The following is a 20,305-nucleotide window of genomic DNA, read 5'->3' as shown; positions in this document are numbered from 1 at the left end:
AAGAAAGCAAAAACTTTTCTTTAAAGATGTTTTTTAAAAAATCTGTAACTTTACTGTTAAATATTTGAGACATCTGCAATGTTTTTTAACATTCAATATAAAATCTATAATTATTCTCTTAAAAAAATATGAATTTTTTAAGCTCTTTTGTTAAAACATAAACAGCTTATTACCAATAATATAAGAAAAATAACAGAAAATTAAAAACTCCATACAAACTATTTATCCTCCTAAAAACAAATTAAATTTTAACACTTTTTAAGAATTTAACCTCTGGATGAATATAACAATTTTAAAATTTTTATCAAAAAAACATCCTACATCACTAACTACTTATTCCCCTCCCCTATCCCTAAAAACTTGTTTATTGATAAATTATTCGTACCTTTGCCCTATGTATACTTTCCAAAAAGCCGAAAAACTCTGCAAACGCGATCATATACAACAACTTTTTGCTCAAGGCGAAGCCCTTACTACCTATCCCATACGCTTGTTGTTCACCCCTATCGCTACTCTCAAAGTACCCTATCAATTACTGATAAGCGTACCTAAACGCTCTTTTAAACGCGCCGTAGATAGAAATTTACTCAAACGTAGATTACGAGAGGCTTACCGTTTGCAAAAACACCTTTTACCCATAAAAAAACAACACTACGCCTTGGCTTTTATTTATTTAGGAAAAGGAAAAGCTACATATAATGAAATAGAAAAATCCGTAAAAACTTCTCTTTTACAATTTGCTAATTTGACTATTTAACTATGAAAAAAATCGTCGTATTTGCCTCTGGATCTGGCTCAAATGCCGAACGCATCGCAACCTATTTCTCCGAAAAAGGTTCTGCAAAAGTAAACTTAATCCTATGTAACAATCCACAAGCAGGAGTCTTAGATCGTGCCAAACGCTTAGAAATTCCCTCTCTTGTGTTCGATAAACAAGCCTTCTACAAAACAAATATAGTCCTTGATCTGATCAAAACACAACAACCCGACCTCATTGTCTTAGCAGGATTTTTGTGGAAAGTGCCTGAGAATCTCATCGCTGCCTACCCTAGCCGCATCCTCAATATTCACCCATCTCTATTGCCAAAATACGGCGGTAAAGGAATGTATGGCGCTCACGTACACCAAGCTGTTGTGAATAATAACGAAACCGAAAGTGGCATCACCATTCATTTCGTAAACGAACATTACGACGAAGGCAACATCCTCTTTCAAGCAAAAACTAAAGTATTACCCTCCGATACCCCCGATACTTTAGCTGAAAAAATACACCTTTTAGAATACGAACATTTCCCTAAAGTAATAGAGAATTGGCTGAAAAATTGCTAGTTTAAAAAAAAGTTGTACCTTTGTGAAATTAGGTAATCCCTCTACCTCTCTGTACTTTGAACAAACTAATATGAAACTGCTAAAAAATAATAACTAAAAACTAAATATTTTTTTTAACAATGAAAGCAATTAAAACCTTAGTAACAAGCATCTTATTAGTAGCTGTTTTTGCTACTACACAAGCTCAAGACAACAAAGCTGTTGATATAAACAATACTTCGGTTGTAAAACAAAAACCTTATTGTTTGCACTACCAAAGTGTATACAACCCAAAAGAAGGCAATTTCGAAGAATGCATAGACCAATGGGTGGTAAGTAAATTCGTTTACCCTCAAGAAGCTCTCAACAAAAAAATCGAAGGCCTTGTCAAAGTATACTTCGTAATAGACAAAAAAGGTAACCTCAGCGTTCAAAAAGTAGATGGAGACCCAATCTTAGCCGCTGAAGGTAAACGCATATTCGAAAAATTCCCTAAAATGGCTCCCGCTAAAAACTCTCAAGGACGCGAAATCGCTGTTCAAGGTGTTTATCCATTAGAATTTTCAATGAACGCAGTGAAATAGTTAACAAGTAATAGCTAACAATCGTGAATAAAGAACATTTAAAACAATTAGAAGCTGAAAGTATTTATATAATGCGCGAAGTAGCAGCGCAATTCGAGCGCCCTGCACTACTTTTTAGCGGTGGAAAAGACTCTATTACTCTGGTACACTTGGCTATGAAGGCCTTTGCCCCTATGAAAATACCCTTCCCATTGGTACATATCGATACAGGCCATAACTTCCCCGAAGCTCTTGCTTATCGCGACGCCCTTGCTAAGCGTTTAGACGCTGAACTCATTGTGAGACAAGTAGAAGATACTATCAAAGCTAAAGGTCTTACTGAACCCAAAGGTAAATTTGCCTCTCGTAACTGGCTGCAAACACACACCCTTTTAGATACTATCGAAGAATTCCATTTCGATGCTTGTATTGGAGGCGCACGCCGTGATGAGGAAAAAGCCCGCGCCAAGGAACGTTTCTTCTCAGTAAGAGACGAGTTCGGTCAGTGGGATCCCAAGTTACAACGCCCTGAACTGTGGAACATCTATAACGGCAGGATACAAAAAGGCGAAAATGTGCGTGTATTCCCCATTTCAAACTGGACAGAACTCGATGTGTGGAGCTATATCCAACAAGAAAAAATTGAACTCCCTTCTATCTATTTCGCTCACAACCGCGAGGTAATTGAGCACGAAGGTCGCCTCATTGCGGTATCACCTTTTATCCAAATAGATGAAAATGATACCATTCTCAACAAGCGCGTGCGCTATCGCACTGTAGGCGATATGACTTGTACCGCAGCTGTAGAAAGCAATGCAGCAACTCTTGAAGAGGTGGTGAACGAGATTACTGCTTCACGCATCTCGGAACGCGGTGAAACTCGTATAGACGATAAAGTAACCGAAGCTGCTATGGAAGACCGTAAAAAAGGAGGATATTTTTAGTGCAAAAAAAGTATCTGTTTAAAAAATGGTCAGATTTTTGTATATCAAAATCCTGAATACTAAAAAACAAGATTACAAATGAGAAAAAGATTTCTATTTACAGCCATAGCGCTATTCCTTTTGGCAACTGTCCAAACCTTTGCACAACAACTACAACGCCACAAACCTGTACCCGAAATCGCCTTGCCTCAAGCCAATGGTGAGGAATTGAAACTATCGTCCTTACGAGGCAAATATGTACTCATAGATTTTTGGGCATCGTGGTGTATGCCTTGCAAAAAGGAAAACAAATACCTCAAACAAGCCTACAAAGAACTCAAAGGTAAAAACTTTGTAATCCTATCTGTGTCTATTGATAGACCTAAGGATAAAGACGCTTGGCTCGACACCATCAAAATGGAAGGAATGGTGTGGTACAATGTATGGGATAGCGAAAGCAAAGCCGCTAATACCTATGGAGTAACCAGTATTCCCGCTCCTTTTCTCATAGACCCCGAAGGCAATCTGTTGTCACAAGGAGAGAACCTCAGAACTGACGATCTGCTTAAAACTCTCAAAAAATACATAAAATGAAAAAAATCAAGTTTTTAATGCTATTATCTGTAGCAATAGGGTTAGGCAGTTGTAATACTGCACGCGTTAATTCTAATAGTTTGCAAGGTGAATGGCAACTCGTTACTATGGGAACTACTGCCGTAACTGCTGAGGCTCAGCCTACCCTTCAACTCAATATAAAAGAAATGAAGGTAAACGGTTCCGACAGTTGTAATACCTTTATGGGAGGCATCGCAAATATCACCGATAAAGATTTGGTATTTGGCGAATTAGCAACTACTCTAATGCTTTGTCCAGAGACTACTATGCAAGTTGCCGATTCTTTTGGCACTGCAATGAAAAAAGTAGCTAAATACGAAGTGAACGACAATCAGTTACTACTCAAAGATGATAAAGGGGAAGTTCTCCTTATTTTCACTAAAAAATAAATCCCATATTTAATAGTTTTAAATGAAGTAAAAGGCTGCGCAAAATTGTTTGTGCAGCCTTTTTATCATCTCCTTACGACCATAGTTGCTGCTAAAAAATACTATTACAAAATATAACTTTACTGTCACAATCACTCCATTTACAATACAAAAACAATTAAATAAGATTTTCTATTAGTTAAACATCATTAATAACCCTATGTAAAAATAGCCCTATGAAACGTCTCTCTTTTTTCTAAAAATTGCAAACTTTGCTAAAATTACCCTTTAAATTTCTTTTTATAAAAAATTTCTTTCGTTTTCTTTGCACGTTTCAATTATATTATCTACTTTTGTCGCTCATTAATATACTCACATAACTAAAGAATTCATCAACTCATAATTCATAACTAATTAAATATATTATGGACGTAAAAAAAATTATGACTGCCTTAGAGGCAAAACACCCTGGAGAAAAAGAGTACTTGCAAGCAGTACACGAAGTGCTTGAATCAGTACAAGAGGTGTACAACCAGCACCCTCAATTTGCTAAAGCTAAAATTATAGAACGCATCGTAGAGCCCGACCGCATTCACACCTTCCGCGTGGATTGGGTTGACGATAAAGGCGAAGTGCAAAGCAACCTCGGCTACCGCGTGCAGTTCAACGCTGCGATAGGCCCTTATAAAGGTGGTATCCGCTTCCACAAAGCTGTAAACCCTTCAATGCTTAAATTCCTTGGTTTTGAACAAACTTTTAAAAATGCCCTCACTACCCTACCTATGGGTGGCGCTAAAGGAGGTTCTGATTTCGACCCTACCGGTAAATCCGATGCCGAAATTATGCGTTTCTGCCAAGCCTTTATGCTTGAACTTTGGAAATATATAGGTCCTGATACCGACGTGCCTGCGGGCGACGTGGGTGTAGGCGGACGCGAAATAGGCTATATGTACGGTATGTACAAAAAATTAGCCCACGAGTATAACACTGGCGTACTCACCGGTAAAGGTATCAACTGGGGTGGTTCTCTCATTCGCCCTGAAGCTACAGGTTATGGCGCGCTCTACTTTGTAGACCATATGCTTAAAAAACTCGGCAAAGACCTTAAAGGACAACGCGTAGTAGTTTCAGGATTTGGTAACGTAGCGTGGGGTGCTTCACAAAAAGCAACTCAGTTAGGCGCAAAAGTTATCGGTCTTTCAGGTCCCGATGGTTGTGTGGAAGTACCTAATGGTATGACTCACGAAATGATTGACTACCTTTTGGAACTCCGCGCTTCTAACCGCAACATCGTAGCACCTTTTGCCGAAAAATTTGCTAAAGAAAGTAAATTTACTGCAGGCAAAAAAGCGTGGACAATCCCTTGTGATATCGCCTTGCCTTGTGCTTTCCAAAATGAATTAGACGGCGATGACGCTCAAATGCTTATCAAAAATGGCGTAAAACTCGTAGCTGAAGTATCAAATATGGGTTGTACTCCTGAGGCTATCAAAGCCTTCCAAGATGCTAAATTACCTTTCGCTCCTGGTAAAGCAGTGAACGCTGGAGGGGTAGCAACTTCAGGACTCGAAATGACTCAAAACGCCGCTCACCTCGCGTGGAGAGCTGAAGAAGTTGATGCTAAGTTACACCAAATTATGGAATCTATCCACAACGCTTGCCTCAAATACGGTCAAGAAGATGGTTATATCAACTACGTGAAAGGTGCTAACATCGCAGGCTTTATGAAAGTCGCTCACGCGATGCTCGATCAAGGCGTGGTTTAATAACGAGTTACGAATAACGAGTTATAAATAAAAAAAAGCTGCTCAAGATAATGGGCAGCTTTTTTTATATTTTGAAATTTCATAAAAGTGAAAAACACCAAAATCAACCTCTTCATCACATTGTATATGATGATTTAGCTTTACTTTCACCAAGTTTACTTAGCAAATAGAGTCACAAGAAAACACACCACTATCCCATAAAGCACCGGCAAGAGGGTAGCAATAAGTGTCCATTTCTTGCTTTGGGTTTCTTTATAAATCGTGTAGATAGTCGTACTACAAGGGTTGTGCAACAAGCTGAAAAGCATTAGGTTTACAGCCGTGAGCAGTGTCCATCCACCAGCGTGTAGCAATACGCCCACTTGTGAGGTAGAGGCTTCCATCAGTACGCCTGCTCCCTCGCCTATTGCTGTTTGCCCTAATACCATAGTGGTGAGCATTAGCACCGTAGGGATTACAATTTCATTGGCAGGAATAGCAACGATATAGGCGAGCAAAATCACTCCGTTCAAACCTATAAACACGCCTATAGGGTCTAAACCTTGTATAAGCCAAAGCGCTATAGGCTGTTGGGCTATCTGCAAGTTGCATATCAGCCATATCACTGCCCCTGCTGGTGCTGCAAATACAATAGCACGCCAGAGTACGATGAGGGTTCTATCAATCAGTGAGGTGTAGAGTGTTTGGAAAAAACGCGGCGGACGATAAGGCGGCAATTCCAATACAAAAAATGACGATTCTCCTTTGAGGAGGGTCTTGCTCAACAACCACGAAGTGAGGAATGAAAAGGCTATGCCCAGCACAGCTATGCCTATCACAGCGAGCATCGATACTGTGCTGCTCCACTGCTTGGGAACTAATGCTCCAATGAACAACGTTGCAATAAGTATTTGGGTAGGCCAACGCCCATTGCAAAGCGAAAAGTTATTGGTGATAATGGCTATCAGTTTCTCACGCGGACTGTTGATAATACGTGTCGCTACCACCCCTGCGGCATTACAGCCAAAGCCCATACTCATCGTAAGGGCTTGCTTGCCGTGAGCGCCCGCGGTGCGGAAGAGCTTGTCCAAATTGAAAGCTACACGGGGTAAGTAACCAAAATCTTCGAGGAGGGTGAATAGCGGAAAGAAGATAGCCATTGGGGGCAACATTACCGAAATCACCCACGTAGTGGCTAAATATACCCCATCGATGAGGAAACCACTGAGCCACCAAGGAAAATGCAAGGCATTGGCTCCGTCTTTCAAAAGTGGATAAAGCCACCCTACAAACAGATCCGAAAGCCATTGTGAAGGATAATTAGCCCCGATAATAGTAATCCACAACACCCCTGCCAAGAGCAAAAACATAATAGGGAAACCCCAAATTTTATGCGTAACTACCCTATCAATCGCACGATCAACGCGGAAAGAACGCGCTGAAAAATCAGTGCTTACCGATGCGTTGATGAGTGTGGTTGCTTGAGCGTAGATAGCTTCTACCAAGTCATTGCGGTAGCTATCCCCTAAAATCTTGTGATACTCATCGGCTATACGCAACACTCGGGATTGTTTTTCGGGATTGTTTTCAGCTGAAAAAGTGCCTTCTTCCACCCCTTTTTGTACGCTTTCATCACCTTCAATGAGTCGCATAGCAAGCCAACGGGTATTTGGCAATTCGGGATTGAGTTCAGAAAGTGCCGATTGCAGTTCAGCAATAGCTTCAGCATTTTCTTTAGGAAGATCTATATAAGTCTGTTTTTTGGTTTGAAATTTACCGCTTACTACTTCTTCAATAGCAAAGAGCAAATCGGGGATACCTTCTTTGGTACGTGCAGAAGTAGCCACTACAGGGATACCCAAATCGCGAGAAAGGGTACGTGTATCAATCGTGATATGATGGCGGCGAGCTTCGTCCATCAGGTTGAGGCAAAGCACAGCTTTATCAGTGATTTCAAGTATTTGAAGTGCCAAACTGAGGTTGCGCTCCAGTCTGCTGGCATCTACTACTATCACAGTTACATCGGGTTTGCCAAAGAGAATAAAATCGCGCGCTACCTCTTCGTCTTCTGAAGTGGAGAGCAGCGAATAAGTTCCTGGTAGGTCGATTATGCGATAACGTTGGTCGTGAAAAGAAAAACTCCCCTCAGCGCGGGTAACGGTTTTACCTGGCCAGTTACCTGTGTGCTGACGCAACCCTGTAAGGGCATTAAAAACGGTACTCTTGCCGGTGTTAGGATTTCCTGCAAGAGCAATGGTATAGTGGTAAGTGCCTGCCTCCTCGCCTAAAGGTTTTAAGGAAGCCGAAGGATTAAGCGCACAAGTATCACAAATATTTTTCATAGTCGTAGTACAACAAGCCGTTAAATAGCTCGTTTGATTTGTTTTTTATTATTTTGATAATCAATCATTTTTTTTAACAACCCTTATGCCCTATCTCCTGACACCTGAATCCTATCCCCTGATACCTGAATCAGCACACAAAGCGCATCACTCTTGCGCAGAGCAATTTGGGTATGATGAATGGTATAAGCAATCGGGTCGGCAAGCGGACTCACATTTTCTATTTTGATTTTTGAGCCACGTACGAAACCTAAGTCGAGCAATCGTTGTCTCACTTCTTGTCGGCATTCGGGTGTAAACCCTGTGATTACAGCAGTTTGTCCTATTTCTAAAGAGGCTAAAGTAAGGGTCATAAAGTGTTTATATAATTCAAAATATATTTTTAGACGAGCAAAATTACAAACTTTTGTTGGATTAACAAAATATTTTAGACACAATTTACTAATTAACAAATTTGCTAATTAACAAATTATTCTTACCTTTGGCGCATTATTTGCAATCCTTTTTTACTAAAACAATTAGAATGAAAAAAATATTTTGCCTTTCACTACTCAGCTCTCTATCACTTTTTACGGCTTGTGACCGCACTACTAAAACCGATAAAACTACCGCAACTACCACCACCGAAGCTCCTAAACCTCCAGTATATGAATTTGGATTTAACCTCAACGACTATAACATTGTAAGAGATACCCTCAAACAAGGCGACACTTTTGGTAAACTCCTTGAAGACCAACATATCGGGGCGGCTGAAATCCACCATATTGCCGAGGTAACCAAAGAACTCATCAACCCTAAAAACTTCCGCGTAGGCAAACCCTATGCTTTCTTATTCGATAAAAAACAACCCGATACTCCTCATAGTTTTGTATATCAACCTGATATAGTGAATTATATCGTGGTACGCCTCACCGATTCTATCCACGCTTATAATGCCGAACGCAAGGTTTCTATAAAAGAAAAAGCTATAGGAGGTGAGATTGAAAACAACCTTACTGTCGATGCACAAAATGCTGGCATCAGCCAAAATGCTACCTATCAATTAGGGCAAATATTCGATTATACTATCGACTTCTTCCGCTTGCAAAAAGGCGATAAATTCAAAATTATTTACGACGAGCGCTATGTGGAAGACACTATCTATGCAGGAGTTGAAAAAGTAAAAGCTGCTTATTTTGAGTGGGGAGGCAAGGCGTATTACGCTTTTAATTTCACCACCGATTCTATCAAAGGCACTAGTGGCTATTACGACGAAAATGGGAATATGATGAAACGTATGTTCCTAAAATCACCCTTGGATATCTTCCGTATTACTTCTAAATTTGGAATGCGTTTTCACCCTGTACTTCACCGTATGAAAGGGCATTTTGGCACCGATTACGCCGCCCCTGCAGGCACCCCTATACGCGTAACAGCAGCAGGCACCGTGATAGAAGCAGGCTATAGTTCGGGCAATGGTAACTACGTGAAAGTACGCCACAACAATACGTATACAACACAGTACTTACACATGTCGAAAATCTTAGCCCGCAAAGGGAAATACGTAGCACAAGGTGAAGTGATTGGGCTGGTAGGAAGTACCGGTTTAGCCACAGGCCCTCACGTGTGTTATCGCTTCTGGAAAAATGGCGTGCAAGTAGACCCATTGAAAGAAAAAATGCCTGATTCAGTGCCTATAGAAGCCAATCTAAAAGCAAAGTATTTAGAGTTTATCAAACCGCTAAAAGAACAATTGGATAAGTTAGGCAATTAGCCAATATATAAATTTAGCTAATGAACATTCAGGTTAGTCTTTAGCCATTAGTGTCAGTTTCTAACTACTAATGATTAAAGACTAACTGCTATTTTGGAAATATTTTATACCTTTGCAACCTAAAAACCAAAAACTATGGTGAGGTGCATTCGGTGCTGTTCCGCGAATTGAAGTTACATACTAATAACATTTTTAGAAAATAAATAACAATATGCTTCCTGCTCGAATCTTTTGGACAATCACAGCTGTTTTAATAATTGTTGTCGCTCTTCTGTTTTTTCCTATTGATAGCTTTGAAACCTATGGTATTCCGTGCGCAATGGGCTTAGGCGCATTGGTAGGGGTTCTTTCTTATTTGGCTATAGCCAAAGTTAAAAATTTTAGCGAACTCTACAACGCTATGTATGATAAAGAGGCTAAATCAAATAACTTTGCCAATGTAGTCATTACGTTTGTAATAATGGTAGTGGTGAGTTTTTTGTTTTACCAATTGATAAGTCACCGTATTGAACATCTGCTCAAAACTGAAGGGGTCTATACCCAAGCTACCATTGAAGGTCAACAAAAAGAATTTACCCGACGCCGAGGCAGCACTTATTCTACTTACACCATAAAAATAGCATATAACGATAAACAAAGTGGAAAATCCTATAATGTCAATGGAAAAATCCCTAAAGATATCTATCAAAATCTCTATCAAGGTCAAGAAATAGAAGTGCTCTATTTACGTAAACACCCCTCCATTTTCCGATTGATGATTGGTGATAACATCACACGATACAAGCAACAACAAAACCGAAAAATGCACTTGCAGGATCTTGATAAGTTATTTGGTTATAGCTCATCGGATGAAGTATTGAAGAAACTCAGAGAAATAAGTCCCACTTGGCAAGAAGACCTATTTGAAGCAGGAGATGACACTATTATTGAAGATGGAATAGCTTTCTACAACCAGCAGCTTCAGGAAAGTTTTTTAATATCTCCTCACGGTATGGCTATCTATCAAAGCACTATAGATTATGATTTTTTACAAAAAGCCGCTTTAGAAAAAGTCTCTGAAGAAGATGCTTCTACCACAGAAGAAGGCTTTTCTCAAACCTCTACTTTGTATGAAACTGCCTCTTATAATGTAAAGAAAATGAAAGTTGTGAATTTAAAGAGCAGACCTCCTTTACAAATCTTTTATTTGATACAGAAGAAGTAACAATTTTCGTGTTTTACAATTATTTTATACCTTTGCACTCTAAAACACAATCTAATTAATAACCGATAACTAACAACTAATATAATTATATTTAAAAATGTTAAAAAATAGTAATCCAACACAAACCAATGCTTGGAAAGCATTGCAAAAACATTTCACTGAAGTAAAAGACCGCCATACGCTTTCTCTCTTTGAGAAAGACCCTGTTCGCGGTGAAAAATTCACTATCAAATGGCAAGACTTCTATGTTGATTATTCTAAAAACCGCATTGATGAGGAAACAATGAAACTCCTCGTGCAACTCGCTGACGAATGTGGTTTAAAGGACGCTATCGGCAAATACTTCGGTGGCGACCTTATCAACAACACCGAAAAACGCGCCGTATTGCACACTGCCCTTCGCGCTCCCGAAAACAGCGTGATAAACGTAGATGGCAAGAATGTAATGCCCGAAGTAGCGGCTGTAAAACACAAAATCAAACAGTTCAGCGAAGAAGTCATCAGCGGAAAACGCAAAGGTTATACTGGTAAAGCCTTTACCGATGTGGTAAATATTGGTATTGGTGGCTCTGACCTCGGTCCGGCAATGGTAACCGAAGCGCTTAAATTCTATAAGAATCACCTCAACGTACACTTTATCAGCAATGTAGATGGCGACCACGTGCTCGAAACTATCAAGCACCTCAACCCCGAAACTACCTTGATAGTGATTGTATCTAAAACATTCACAACACTCGAAACCCTTTCTAATGCGCTTACTGTAAAAGAATGGTTCCTCAAATCGGGTAGCGAAAAAGATATCGCTAAACACTTTGTAGCAGTGTCTACTAACTTGCAAGAAATCGATAAATTCGGCATCGACCCAGATAACGTATTCCCTATGTGGGATTGGGTAGGCGGACGCTTCTCTTTGTGGAGTGCCGTAGGTCTCAGCATTGCTCTATCAGTAGGTTACGACAACTTTGATAAATTGCTCAAAGGAGCACACGCTATGGACGAGCATTTCCGCACTGCTCCTTTTGAGAAGAACATTCCAGTAGTCTTGGCATTGCTCAGCGTGTGGTACAACAACTTCTACGGAGCTGAAAGTCAAGCGATTATTCCTTATACTCAGTATTTGCACCGCTTGGCAGCTTACCTACAACAAGGTATAATGGAAAGTAACGGTAAACAAACCGATCGTGATGGCAACCCTATCCCTTATCAAACTGGGGTAATCATCTGGGGTGAACCAGGAACCAACTCTCAACACGCGTTCTTCCAGCTCATCCACCAAGGTACTAAATTGATACCTACTGATTTCATTGGCTTTAAGCACTCTTTGCACGGCAATACTGACCACCACAACAAGCTAATGGCTAACTTCTTTGCACAAACTGAAGCCCTCCTCAAAGGTAAGACTGAAGCCGAAGTGCGCAAAGAAATGGGTGACAAGGTGAACGAAGCCTTAGTGCCTTTCAAAGTGTTTACTGGTAACCGCCCTACAACTTCTTTCCTTATCGATAAACTTACCCCTGAAAGTTTAGGTAGCCTTATCGCAATGTATGAGCATAAGATATTTGTAGAAGGTGTGATTTGGAACATCTACAGCTACGACCAATGGGGTGTAGAGCTCGGCAAACAATTGGCAAGCAAAATCCTTAAAGACATCGCCGCTACCGAACTCTCTGCTCACGACAGTTCCACAACCAATTTATTAAAACAATTCAAATCTTAGGAAATAGGAAATAGGAGTTAGGAAATAGTGTCCTAACTCCTAACTCCTAACTCCTAACTCCTACAATATGATTCACATTAGAACAGCCGAAGAAATAGAACTACTACACCAAGCCGCCCAAGTGGTATCACGCACTTTGGGTATATTAGCTAAAGAAGTAAAACCAGGGGTAACCACCCTGTATCTTGATAAACTCGCTGAAGAGTACATCCGCAGTCAAGGGGCTATCCCAGGATTTTTGGGTTTGTATGGCTTCCCTAATACCCTCTGTATGAGTCCTAATGCGCAAGTAGTGCACGGCATCCCTAACGACCGTCCGTTACAAGAAGGCGACATCATCTCAATAGATTGCGGAGCATTGAAAAACGGTTACTATGGCGACCACGCTTATACTTTTGAGGTAGGCGAAGTAGCCCCCGAAGTAAAAGAACTCTTGCGTGTAACCAAAGAATCGCTGTACATAGGTATCCGTCAGTTTCGTGCGGGTAACCGAGTAGGTGATGTAGGACACGCTATACAGCAGCACTGTGAGGCACACGGCTATGGCGTAGTGCGCGAACTCGTAGGGCACGGTGTCGGGCGCAAAATGCACGAAGACCCCGAGATGCCTAACTATGGCAAACGAGGTAATGGTAAAAAATTCAAAGACGGAATGGTAGTAGCCATAGAGCCGATGATCAATATGGGTACCAAGAGCATACGCCAGCTCAAAGACGGTTGGACAATCCTTACTGCCGACGGCAAGCCTTCCGCCCACTTTGAACACGATGTAGCCCTTATCGATGGCAAACCCCGATTGCTCTCCACCTTCAAATATATATACGAAGCCTTAGGTATTAAAAGCAATGAGGAGGACGAGTTTTTGCTCAATTAGCAAAATTTAAATAGCATTAAAAAAGAGCTCATAATGGAAAAAGAAAAAGTAAACGAGAAAGTAGTACTGCACAAAACCCATAATGCAGAGACTATAGAGATTAGAAACCCCAGTGAAAAGCTATTAGCTTTTATGGAAGAACTTGCTGAGAGAGCAAGGAAGCGTAAAGAAGAAATAATGAAAAAAATATATAAAGAAGAAGATTATATAACTATTTAGCTGTGGACTTAGAGGTAGATATTCCTTTTAAAACTGAAGGAGGTAATTTGTATTCTTTAAATTTTTCTGAGTACAAGCCTAATGCTAATATTGCATTTCCTGTGGTTGAAATTTCTTTAGCTCTTAAAGAACATAAGAAAGACACAAATCCTTTGAAAGTATTTTCTTTCATTATTAAGGAAATTGAAGAATATCTATCTGAAAAAGATGTTATATTGTATTACTATGCCGATAGTGCCCCTATTTATTATAGGAATAGTGATAAACATATTTTTATTTCACCACAACATTTTAGAAGTTATCTTTTTCATACACTATTCACAAAAGTAAACCCCAAAGATTTACTCATAAGTAATAGAATTATCCCTAATATCCATATAGGCAACCATTATATCTCTTTTATCTATAAACAAAAACATCAACCTTATGTAGATACACTCACTAAGGAATTGGAAGAGTATCAAAAGTAAAAACCTTAAAAATTGAATTTTATGTGTCTATTAGTTTATCCTAAAACTCAAAATCAAATCAATGTACTAACTACCCTATTCAAAGAAATGAACATTGATTTTGAATACAATACCCCTCAAGAAGAGAGCTATATCCCTAACGATCTTACTCTACAAGCTATGAAAGAAGCCGAAGCTATGGCTAAAGATAAAAACAAGAAGAGCTATGGAACCGTAGAGGAATTAATGGAATCTCTTAAAAACTAACTATGGAAGAAGAAACATTTAAATATGAAATATACTATACAGGACTTTTCAAAAAGGATTTTAAAAAATTCCTTAATGATGAGACCAAAGTAAAGAAGATTACCGACACTATCACATTATTAAAAAAAGGAGGAGTTGAGGCTCTCCCTGATTATATGAGACCCCACAAACTTACAGGTAATTATAAAGGTCATTTAGAATGTCATATCCTACCTGATTTATTGATAATTTGGTTGCAATATGATGAGGAACAAAATGAAATTTACTTAGTAAGAGTAGGTTCACACTCTGAATTATTTAAGAAATAGCACTAATTCATAATTTAAATAAATGTACAGAACGCATACTTGTGGAGAGCTACGACTCTCACACGAAAAACAACAAGTAACCCTCAGCGGATGGGTACAACGCGTCCGCAACAAGGGATTTATGATTTGGGTAGACCTACGCGACCGCTATGGCATCACTCAGCTTATATTCGATGAAGAACGCACTGATAAAACTGTCTTTGAGCAGGCGAAAACCCTCTCACGCGAGGACGTGATTCAAATTCAAGGTACTGTTATCAAACGTGAGGCTGCCAACGCAAATATCCCTACGGGAGAAGTGGAAATCCTCGTTACAGCACTCACCCTGCTCAACCATTCCGAACTTCCTCCTTTTACCATTGAAGACAATACCGATGGCGGTGAAGACCTCCGTATGAAGTACCGCTATCTCGATATACGTCGTACCCCCGTACGCGATAACCTTATTTTCCGCCACAAAGTGGGGATAATGGTGCGCAACTATCTATCCGAACAAGGCTTTATAGAGGTAGAAACCCCTGTGCTTATCAAATCAACCCCTGAAGGCGCACGCGATTTTGTGGTGCCCAGCCGTATGAACCCAGGTGAGTTCTACGCACTTCCACAATCGCCACAAACCTTCAAGCAGCTGCTAATGGTAGGCGGATTAGACAAATATTTCCAAATTGTAAAGTGCTTCCGTGATGAAGACCTTCGCGCCGACCGTCAGCCGGAATTTACCCAAATAGACTGCGAAATGTCGTTTGTAGAGCAAGAGGACGTTATCAGTACTTTTGAAGGATTGGCAAAACACCTCCTCAAAGAACTCAAAGGTTTAGACTTTGGGGCTTTCCCTCGTATGACGTATGCCGAGGCGATGAAAACTTACGGCAACGACAAACCCGATATCCGTTTCGGTATGAAATTCGGCGAACTCAACGACCTCGCTCAACACCGCGATTTCAAGGTGTTCAACGAAGCCGAATTAGTAGTAGGGATTGCCGTACCTGGTGCCAACAGCTACACCCGCAAAGAGATTGATGCTTTGGTAGAATGGGTAAAACGTCCGCAAGTAGGCGCTTCCGGAATGGTATATGTAAAATGCAATGAAGATGGTAGCTTCAAATCGTCAGTAGATAAATTCTATAACGAGGACGACCTCAAGGCGTGGGCAGAACGTACGGGCGCCAAAGCAGGCGACCTTATCTGTATCCTTTCAGGCAAAGCAAACAAAGTACGTGGACAACTCAGCGCCCTCCGTATGGAACTCGCCGAGCGTCTCGGATTGCGCAAACCAGATGAATATGCACCACTTTGGGTAGTAGATTTCCCTCTTTTGGAGTGGAGCGAAGAGGAAGAACGTTTCTTTGCAATGCACCACCCTTTCACCTCGCCTAAACCTGAGGATATTCCGCTACTCGACAGCAACCCAGGTGCCGTACGCGCCAATGCTTACGACCTCGTGCTCAACGGCAACGAAGTAGGCGGTGGTTCTATACGTATCTTCAACCAAGAGCTACAAGCCAAGATGTTCGAGCTATTGGGCTTTACCCCCGAGCAAGCACAAGCACAATTTGGCTTCTTGATGAACGCCTTCAAATACGGTGCTCCTCCTCACGGTGGTTTGGCTTTTGGCTTCGACCGATTGGTGGCACTCCTCGGCGGACAAGAAACCATACGCGACTTTATCGCTTTCCCTAAAAACAATAGCGGTCGCGATGTGATGATTGATGCCCCCTCCCCTATTGATGAGGCGCAACTCAAAGAACTAAGCATTCAATTAGCAAATTAGAAAATTTGTCAATTAATAAATAAAAGGCTGTCGCAAAGTAAAATTTGCGGTAGCCTTTGTTGTTTCTCTCCATAAAAATACTATCTTTGTCCTTTCAATAAAAAACATTCTACTTATGGGATATTATATGTTTGCTTACGGAGTGAAAACTCCTGAAATCAAAGCTGTTTTTGGCTCTAAAGATGAAGCCCTTTTGCAAAAGGTAAAAGCCAATGATATTTTCCAAAACTATACTGATGAAGATGACAACGAAGAGACAGTAAAAGCACTTACTGATATTATTATGGGTAATCAGTATAATCAGGAAGGATACATTTATGGTTATGCCTTTATTGGAATTTGCGCAACTTTGGGCGTAGAATTACCTTATACACAAGAAATTAAGTTTTGGTACGAAACTGAACTTATCAATCAAGTGCTTTCAGAAGACTGGAATATAAAAACTAAAATAGATACAGATCTCTTCCCTGCTGACCATTTTCACCCATTTTCTATTCCAGAGATAGACGATTTTCCTATGATAAGTCTACTTGATAAAAAGCATCTGCAAGCCCTTTCGGATTCATTATCAAAAGTGCATAAAACCCCTGAGGAAATAGAAGAATTAATTAATAGTGAAACTGAGGAAGAAGAAGACAAAGGCTATAGCTATGAACACATTATGGGGCTAAAAGAAAATATCAATTTTTGTCTTGAAAACGGATTAGATATGGTAGTTTTTTGCCATTAGTGAAAAGACAAAAAAACAACTTTTTTATCATTTATGTTTTGTAATTCGTAATTATTTTATACCTTTGCCCTTATTAACATATAAAATATAAACTATATGAAAAAAATTTTATTGATGGTTGCCGTAGCTTTCTCAGCAGCTACCTACGCACAAACTGAAAAAGGAAATTGGATGGTAGGTTCAGACTTAGGATTTTCTTATCAATCTTCAAAAGAAACTGTCTCTACCAAAAGAGGTAGCATTACTGTAGATAATGAAACTACTATCAACACTTTCAAATTCATTCCTAACCTCAACTATTTTGTGATCAATAACTTAGCCGTAGGTCTTGGATTGGAATACCAAAGTGTCAAAGTAAAAGGCGCTTCCGATGCTACCAATGCTCTTATTATTGCTCCTAACGCTACTTACTTCTTCCCTATTGGAGGTAACTTAGCTCCATTTGTAGGCGCTAAAGTTGGACACGCTTGGGTTTCTGAAGGTAGCAACGATAGCCAAAAATACAGAGGCTTAGCTGTTGGCGCTAAAGGTGGTATGGCTTACTTCGTAAATCAAGGAGCTGCACTTACTGGCTACTTGAGCTACGATCACCAAAAACTTAAAAACAAAGAAAACAGCAACAACTCTGTTACCAATGGCACTTTCGGTGTAGGTATAGGTGTTGCTCTATTCTTCTAATTAAAACCTCAAGGCTTTCCAAAAAGCCTCAAAATCGCATTCGCGTTACTAAACTTTGCCAAAGTTTCTGCCCCTGCGGCTCGCACCTTTGGCAAAGTTTATTATTCTGATAATTAACCATATTTCTCTTTCTTCGAACTCTCATTAAAATATGATCAATAATCACTGGTTAGAACGTACTGAACTATTAATCAAACAGCAAGGTATCAACACCTTGCAAAAAGCTCATATCCTCATTGTAGGCTTAGGAGGCGTTGGCTCTTTTGCCGCCGAATTTATAGCCCGCGCAGGCGTAGGTTCCCTCACCATTGTCGATGGCGATTGCGTTTCTCTATCTAATATTAACCGACAGTTGCCCGCCCTTCACTCCACCGTAGGCAAAAACAAAACCGAGGTAATGGCTGCCCGCCTTTTAGACATCAACCCCCAACTCAAACTCACCGTACTACACGAATTCCTCACCCCCGAACGCGCTACCGAAATCGTAACCCCTCAGTTCGATTATGTAATCGATTGTATCGATAGCATCACCCCCAAGCTCAACCTTATCCTCTCAGCCAAACGCCAACGTGTGCGTTTAGTAAGCTGTATGGGAGCAGGAGGAGCCACCGATGTATCCCAAATAAAAGTAGCCGACCTGATGAAAACCTATAACTGCCCATTAGCAAAGTTTATCCGCAAACGCCTGAAAAACGAGCGCATCGATTCGGGTATCAAAGCCGTATTCTCTTCAGAAATCGTTTCCAAAGACTCTATGCAGCGCACCGAAGGTCTCGACTATAAAAAATCATTCTACGGCACCATCAGCTTTATGCCCGCCGCTTTTGGCTTACACGCCGCCGCCACCGCCATCAATTATCTATTAAAAAGACCCGCAACCCCCTAACCCCTATCACCTGTCCCCTGACCCCTATAACTAATCCCTATCTCTTCATAAAATCTTTCAATTAGAAAACTATTTACAATCTTCAAAAACATCCTACTTTTGCACCCGTAAACAGAACATAAAAACACAAGATAATATGTCATTTGTAGGAAAACAATTCCCCAATATCGAGGTAAACGCTATGAGCGACCTCGGCGATACATTCAAAATCAACGTGCTTTCTGAAGCCGTAAACAGCAAAAAGAAAGTACTCCTTTTCTGGTATCCTAAAGATTTTACTTTCGTATGCCCTACCGAGCTCCACGCTTTCCAAGAAGCCTTAGCTGAGTTCGAAAAACGCAACGTAAAAGTAATAGGTGCCTCTTGCGACACTGCCGAAGTACACTTCGCGTGGCTCAACACTCCTAAAAACAACGGTGGTATTGAAGGCGTTACTTACCCTATCCTTGCCGATAGCAACCGTAACCTCGCTCGCACTTTAGGTATCCTCGACTCTCGTGAAATCTACGACGAAACTGCCGATGCTTACCTCCTCGAAGGTGACGATGTAACTTTCCGCGCTACTTACCTTATCGACGAAACAGGTAAAGTATTCCACGAAAGTATCAACGATATGCCTTTAGGTCGTAACGTAAAAGAGTACTTGCGCCTTGTAGATGCTTACACTCACGTACAACAACACGGCGAAGTTTGCCCAGCCAACTGGGAAGAAGGTAAAGACGCTATGAATGCCGACCGTAATGGCGTAGCAAGCTATTTAGCTTCTCACTAAAAAAGCTAAAAACTTGATCATTGTAAATATGTATTAACTAAAAAACTCACCACTATTTTTTTATCACTATGACAGAACTTACCCAAGATAATTTGCAAGAAATCATAGCCGCTAATCCCCTTGTTTTCGTACAATTCGGCGCAGGATGGTGCGGTAACTGCAAAATCATAAAACCAAAATTCAAAAAGTATGCAGCCGAAACCCCTAACGCTACTTTTGTATATGTAGATGCTGAGGCTTTCCCAGAGTCACGCAAACTCGCCAAAGTGGATAACTTGCCTACATTTGCCGCTTTCAAAAACGGTAATTTGGAAAAACAATTGCAAACTAACAAAGCCGAACTCCTAAAAGAATTTATAGATGAGATTACCGGTAATTAAACATATCGTTCAGTTTATCGAGAACAACGACCAAGATTACGTAACCGAGACTATCGAAACGCTCGAAAATCTCATAGAATGCGAACAACTCAAAGATGAGGAGTTAGACGTAATCGGCGAATTGCTCTCCAATTTCTACGGAGCTATCGAAGTAGATGAACTCATCAAACAAGGTACTCCACAAAAAGAAGCCCTCAACACCTTTATGAAGCGTGTAGTAGGCTCTATCGACAAGTAAAATTATTATTATTTCTTTCACTAACTAAAAACGAAAAGCCGTTCAGAGGGGTCTGAACGGCTTTTTTAATTCCCCAATCCTATAACCCTCTCAATTTGTTAATCATCTAATTACCAATTATTTAACCCCCTAATCCCCACCCTCTTACCTCTTACCTCTTACCTCTTACCTCTTACCTCTTACCTCTTACCTCTT

Annotated in this window: 24 protein-coding genes; 22 read left to right on the top strand and 2 right to left on the bottom strand. The window is 40.4% G+C overall.

Going from position 1 to position 20,305, the window contains the following annotated elements; genetic code table 11:
* The first annotated feature begins 394 nt into the window (after positions 1 to 394).
* The 7 genes from rnpA to gdhA all read left to right on the top strand — a co-directional run bounded on the left by rnpA (position 395) and on the right by gdhA (position 5,543).
* On the top strand, positions 395 to 757 hold the full coding sequence (rnpA, locus tag Q0162_RS06145; protein WP_297890435.1) for a ribonuclease P protein component: 363 nt from the start codon (positions 395 to 397) through the stop codon (positions 755 to 757).
* 2 nt (positions 758 to 759) lie between these two features.
* Positions 760 to 1,329 (top strand): phosphoribosylglycinamide formyltransferase, encoded by a 570-nt coding sequence (purN, locus tag Q0162_RS06140; protein WP_297890433.1) that lies wholly within the window; start codon positions 760 to 762, stop codon positions 1,327 to 1,329.
* Between the two features lie 119 nt (positions 1,330 to 1,448).
* The gene (locus Q0162_RS06135) at positions 1,449 to 1,892 is read left to right on the top strand and encodes an energy transducer TonB (protein WP_297890431.1); all 444 of its coding nucleotides are present in this window, start codon (positions 1,449 to 1,451) and stop codon (positions 1,890 to 1,892) included.
* A gap of 23 nt (positions 1,893 to 1,915) precedes the next feature.
* Positions 1,916 to 2,815 (top strand): sulfate adenylyltransferase subunit CysD, encoded by a 900-nt coding sequence (cysD, locus tag Q0162_RS06130; protein ID WP_297890429.1) that lies wholly within the window; start codon positions 1,916 to 1,918, stop codon positions 2,813 to 2,815.
* 78 nt (positions 2,816 to 2,893) lie between these two features.
* Positions 2,894 to 3,388 carry a TlpA disulfide reductase family protein gene (locus Q0162_RS06125; RefSeq protein ID WP_297890427.1) on the top strand — a complete coding sequence of 165 codons (495 nt, stop codon included), beginning with the start codon at positions 2,894 to 2,896 and terminating at the stop codon, positions 3,386 to 3,388.
* A complete protein-coding gene (locus tag Q0162_RS06120) occupies positions 3,385 to 3,798 on the top strand; it encodes an META domain-containing protein (RefSeq protein WP_297890425.1) in 414 nt (137 codons plus the stop codon). Before Q0162_RS06125 ends, Q0162_RS06120 begins: the two co-directional genes overlap by 4 nt.
* A gap of 404 nt (positions 3,799 to 4,202) precedes the next feature.
* Complete coding sequence (gene gdhA, locus Q0162_RS06115; RefSeq protein ID WP_040361877.1) at positions 4,203 to 5,543, top strand: NADP-specific glutamate dehydrogenase; 1,341 nt, start codon at positions 4,203 to 4,205, stop codon at positions 5,541 to 5,543.
* A gap of 155 nt (positions 5,544 to 5,698) precedes the next feature.
* On the opposite strand, the gene feoB is transcribed toward gdhA, so the two are convergent.
* Together feoB and Q0162_RS06105 are read right to left on the bottom strand one after the other, a co-directional pair.
* Positions 5,699 to 7,864, bottom strand: coding sequence for a ferrous iron transport protein B (feoB, locus tag Q0162_RS06110; protein ID WP_297890422.1), 2,166 nt, complete (start codon positions 7,862 to 7,864; stop codon positions 5,699 to 5,701).
* Positions 7,865 to 7,947: 83 nt separating this feature from the next.
* Positions 7,948 to 8,217: a FeoA family protein gene (locus tag Q0162_RS06105; RefSeq protein WP_095898395.1), complete on the bottom strand. Its 270-nt coding sequence runs from the start codon at positions 8,215 to 8,217 to the stop codon at positions 7,948 to 7,950.
* Positions 8,218 to 8,387: 170 nt separating this feature from the next.
* On the opposite strand from Q0162_RS06105, the gene Q0162_RS06100 reads away from it, so the two are divergent.
* The 15 genes from Q0162_RS06100 to Q0162_RS06030 all read left to right on the top strand — a co-directional run bounded on the left by Q0162_RS06100 (position 8,388) and on the right by Q0162_RS06030 (position 20,110).
* Entirely contained in the window at positions 8,388 to 9,617 is a 1,230-nt protein-coding gene (locus tag Q0162_RS06100) for a peptidoglycan DD-metalloendopeptidase family protein (protein WP_297890418.1), read from the top strand.
* A gap of 211 nt (positions 9,618 to 9,828) precedes the next feature.
* Entirely contained in the window at positions 9,829 to 10,821 is a 993-nt protein-coding gene (locus Q0162_RS06095) for a DUF3592 domain-containing protein (protein ID WP_297890416.1), read from the top strand.
* A gap of 97 nt (positions 10,822 to 10,918) precedes the next feature.
* Complete coding sequence (gene pgi, locus Q0162_RS06090; RefSeq protein ID WP_297890414.1) at positions 10,919 to 12,538, top strand: glucose-6-phosphate isomerase; 1,620 nt, start codon at positions 10,919 to 10,921, stop codon at positions 12,536 to 12,538.
* A 67-nt stretch (positions 12,539 to 12,605) separates the two neighbouring features.
* Positions 12,606 to 13,412, top strand: coding sequence for a type I methionyl aminopeptidase (map, locus tag Q0162_RS06085; RefSeq protein ID WP_297890412.1), 807 nt, complete (start codon positions 12,606 to 12,608; stop codon positions 13,410 to 13,412).
* A gap of 33 nt (positions 13,413 to 13,445) precedes the next feature.
* Positions 13,446 to 13,631 (top strand): hypothetical protein, encoded by a 186-nt coding sequence (locus tag Q0162_RS06080; protein WP_002681777.1) that lies wholly within the window; start codon positions 13,446 to 13,448, stop codon positions 13,629 to 13,631.
* A 2-nt stretch (positions 13,632 to 13,633) separates the two neighbouring features.
* A complete protein-coding gene (locus Q0162_RS06075; protein ID WP_297890410.1) occupies positions 13,634 to 14,101 on the top strand; it encodes a hypothetical protein in 468 nt (155 codons plus the stop codon).
* 21 nt (positions 14,102 to 14,122) lie between these two features.
* Complete coding sequence (locus Q0162_RS06070; protein WP_297890408.1) at positions 14,123 to 14,347, top strand: antitoxin; 225 nt, start codon at positions 14,123 to 14,125, stop codon at positions 14,345 to 14,347.
* A 2-nt stretch (positions 14,348 to 14,349) separates the two neighbouring features.
* Positions 14,350 to 14,655: a type II toxin-antitoxin system YafQ family toxin gene (locus Q0162_RS06065; protein WP_015782050.1), complete on the top strand. Its 306-nt coding sequence runs from the start codon at positions 14,350 to 14,352 to the stop codon at positions 14,653 to 14,655.
* 22 nt (positions 14,656 to 14,677) lie between these two features.
* Positions 14,678 to 16,426 carry an aspartate--tRNA ligase gene (gene aspS, locus Q0162_RS06060; protein WP_178958033.1) on the top strand — a complete coding sequence of 583 codons (1,749 nt, stop codon included), beginning with the start codon at positions 14,678 to 14,680 and terminating at the stop codon, positions 16,424 to 16,426.
* 115 nt (positions 16,427 to 16,541) lie between these two features.
* The gene (locus Q0162_RS06055; protein ID WP_297890399.1) at positions 16,542 to 17,156 is read left to right on the top strand and encodes a pyruvate dehydrogenase; all 615 of its coding nucleotides are present in this window, start codon (positions 16,542 to 16,544) and stop codon (positions 17,154 to 17,156) included.
* 96 nt (positions 17,157 to 17,252) lie between these two features.
* Entirely contained in the window at positions 17,253 to 17,834 is a 582-nt protein-coding gene (locus Q0162_RS06050) for an outer membrane beta-barrel protein (protein WP_297890397.1), read from the top strand.
* A gap of 154 nt (positions 17,835 to 17,988) precedes the next feature.
* Positions 17,989 to 18,720 carry a tRNA threonylcarbamoyladenosine dehydratase gene (locus Q0162_RS06045; protein WP_297890470.1) on the top strand — a complete coding sequence of 244 codons (732 nt, stop codon included), beginning with the start codon at positions 17,989 to 17,991 and terminating at the stop codon, positions 18,718 to 18,720.
* Positions 18,721 to 18,856: 136 nt separating this feature from the next.
* Positions 18,857 to 19,492: a peroxiredoxin gene (locus Q0162_RS06040; RefSeq protein ID WP_297890395.1), complete on the top strand. Its 636-nt coding sequence runs from the start codon at positions 18,857 to 18,859 to the stop codon at positions 19,490 to 19,492.
* Between the two features lie 68 nt (positions 19,493 to 19,560).
* The gene (locus tag Q0162_RS06035; RefSeq protein WP_002681786.1) at positions 19,561 to 19,872 is read left to right on the top strand and encodes a co-chaperone YbbN; all 312 of its coding nucleotides are present in this window, start codon (positions 19,561 to 19,563) and stop codon (positions 19,870 to 19,872) included.
* Complete coding sequence (locus Q0162_RS06030; protein WP_281639002.1) at positions 19,853 to 20,110, top strand: hypothetical protein; 258 nt, start codon at positions 19,853 to 19,855, stop codon at positions 20,108 to 20,110. Before Q0162_RS06035 ends, Q0162_RS06030 begins: the two co-directional genes overlap by 20 nt.
* Positions 20,111 to 20,305: the final 195 nt, after the last annotated feature.

Origin of the sequence: uncultured Capnocytophaga sp. (assembly GCF_937936315.1) — a bacterium.
Lineage (GTDB): Bacteria > Bacteroidota > Bacteroidia > Flavobacteriales > Flavobacteriaceae > Capnocytophaga.
The sequence above is the reverse complement of the archived record's forward strand: the minus strand, read 5'-3'. Positions and strand labels throughout refer to the sequence as shown.

Coding starts and splice junctions, on each gene's coding strand:
- rnpA (WP_297890435.1), top strand. CDS start 395: ATGTATACTTTCCAAAAAGCCGAAAAACTCTGCAAACGCGATCATATA.
- purN (WP_297890433.1), top strand. CDS start 760: ATGAAAAAAATCGTCGTATTTGCCTCTGGATCTGGCTCAAATGCCGAA.
- Q0162_RS06135 (WP_297890431.1), top strand. CDS start 1,449: ATGAAAGCAATTAAAACCTTAGTAACAAGCATCTTATTAGTAGCTGTT.
- Q0162_RS06125 (WP_297890427.1), top strand. CDS start 2,894: ATGAGAAAAAGATTTCTATTTACAGCCATAGCGCTATTCCTTTTGGCA.
- Q0162_RS06120 (WP_297890425.1), top strand. CDS start 3,385: ATGAAAAAAATCAAGTTTTTAATGCTATTATCTGTAGCAATAGGGTTA.
- gdhA (WP_040361877.1), top strand. CDS start 4,203: ATGGACGTAAAAAAAATTATGACTGCCTTAGAGGCAAAACACCCTGGA.
- feoB (WP_297890422.1), bottom strand. CDS start 7,864: ATGAAAAATATTTGTGATACTTGTGCGCTTAATCCTTCGGCTTCCTTA.
- Q0162_RS06105 (WP_095898395.1), bottom strand. CDS start 8,217: ATGACCCTTACTTTAGCCTCTTTAGAAATAGGACAAACTGCTGTAATC.
- Q0162_RS06100 (WP_297890418.1), top strand. CDS start 8,388: ATGAAAAAAATATTTTGCCTTTCACTACTCAGCTCTCTATCACTTTTT.
- Q0162_RS06095 (WP_297890416.1), top strand. CDS start 9,829: ATGCTTCCTGCTCGAATCTTTTGGACAATCACAGCTGTTTTAATAATT.
- pgi (WP_297890414.1), top strand. CDS start 10,919: ATGTTAAAAAATAGTAATCCAACACAAACCAATGCTTGGAAAGCATTG.
- map (WP_297890412.1), top strand. CDS start 12,606: ATGATTCACATTAGAACAGCCGAAGAAATAGAACTACTACACCAAGCC.
- Q0162_RS06080 (WP_002681777.1), top strand. CDS start 13,446: ATGGAAAAAGAAAAAGTAAACGAGAAAGTAGTACTGCACAAAACCCAT.
- Q0162_RS06070 (WP_297890408.1), top strand. CDS start 14,123: ATGTGTCTATTAGTTTATCCTAAAACTCAAAATCAAATCAATGTACTA.
- Q0162_RS06065 (WP_015782050.1), top strand. CDS start 14,350: ATGGAAGAAGAAACATTTAAATATGAAATATACTATACAGGACTTTTC.
- aspS (WP_178958033.1), top strand. CDS start 14,678: ATGTACAGAACGCATACTTGTGGAGAGCTACGACTCTCACACGAAAAA.
- Q0162_RS06055 (WP_297890399.1), top strand. CDS start 16,542: ATGGGATATTATATGTTTGCTTACGGAGTGAAAACTCCTGAAATCAAA.
- Q0162_RS06050 (WP_297890397.1), top strand. CDS start 17,253: ATGAAAAAAATTTTATTGATGGTTGCCGTAGCTTTCTCAGCAGCTACC.
- Q0162_RS06040 (WP_297890395.1), top strand. CDS start 18,857: ATGTCATTTGTAGGAAAACAATTCCCCAATATCGAGGTAAACGCTATG.
- Q0162_RS06035 (WP_002681786.1), top strand. CDS start 19,561: ATGACAGAACTTACCCAAGATAATTTGCAAGAAATCATAGCCGCTAAT.
- Q0162_RS06030 (WP_281639002.1), top strand. CDS start 19,853: ATGAGATTACCGGTAATTAAACATATCGTTCAGTTTATCGAGAACAAC.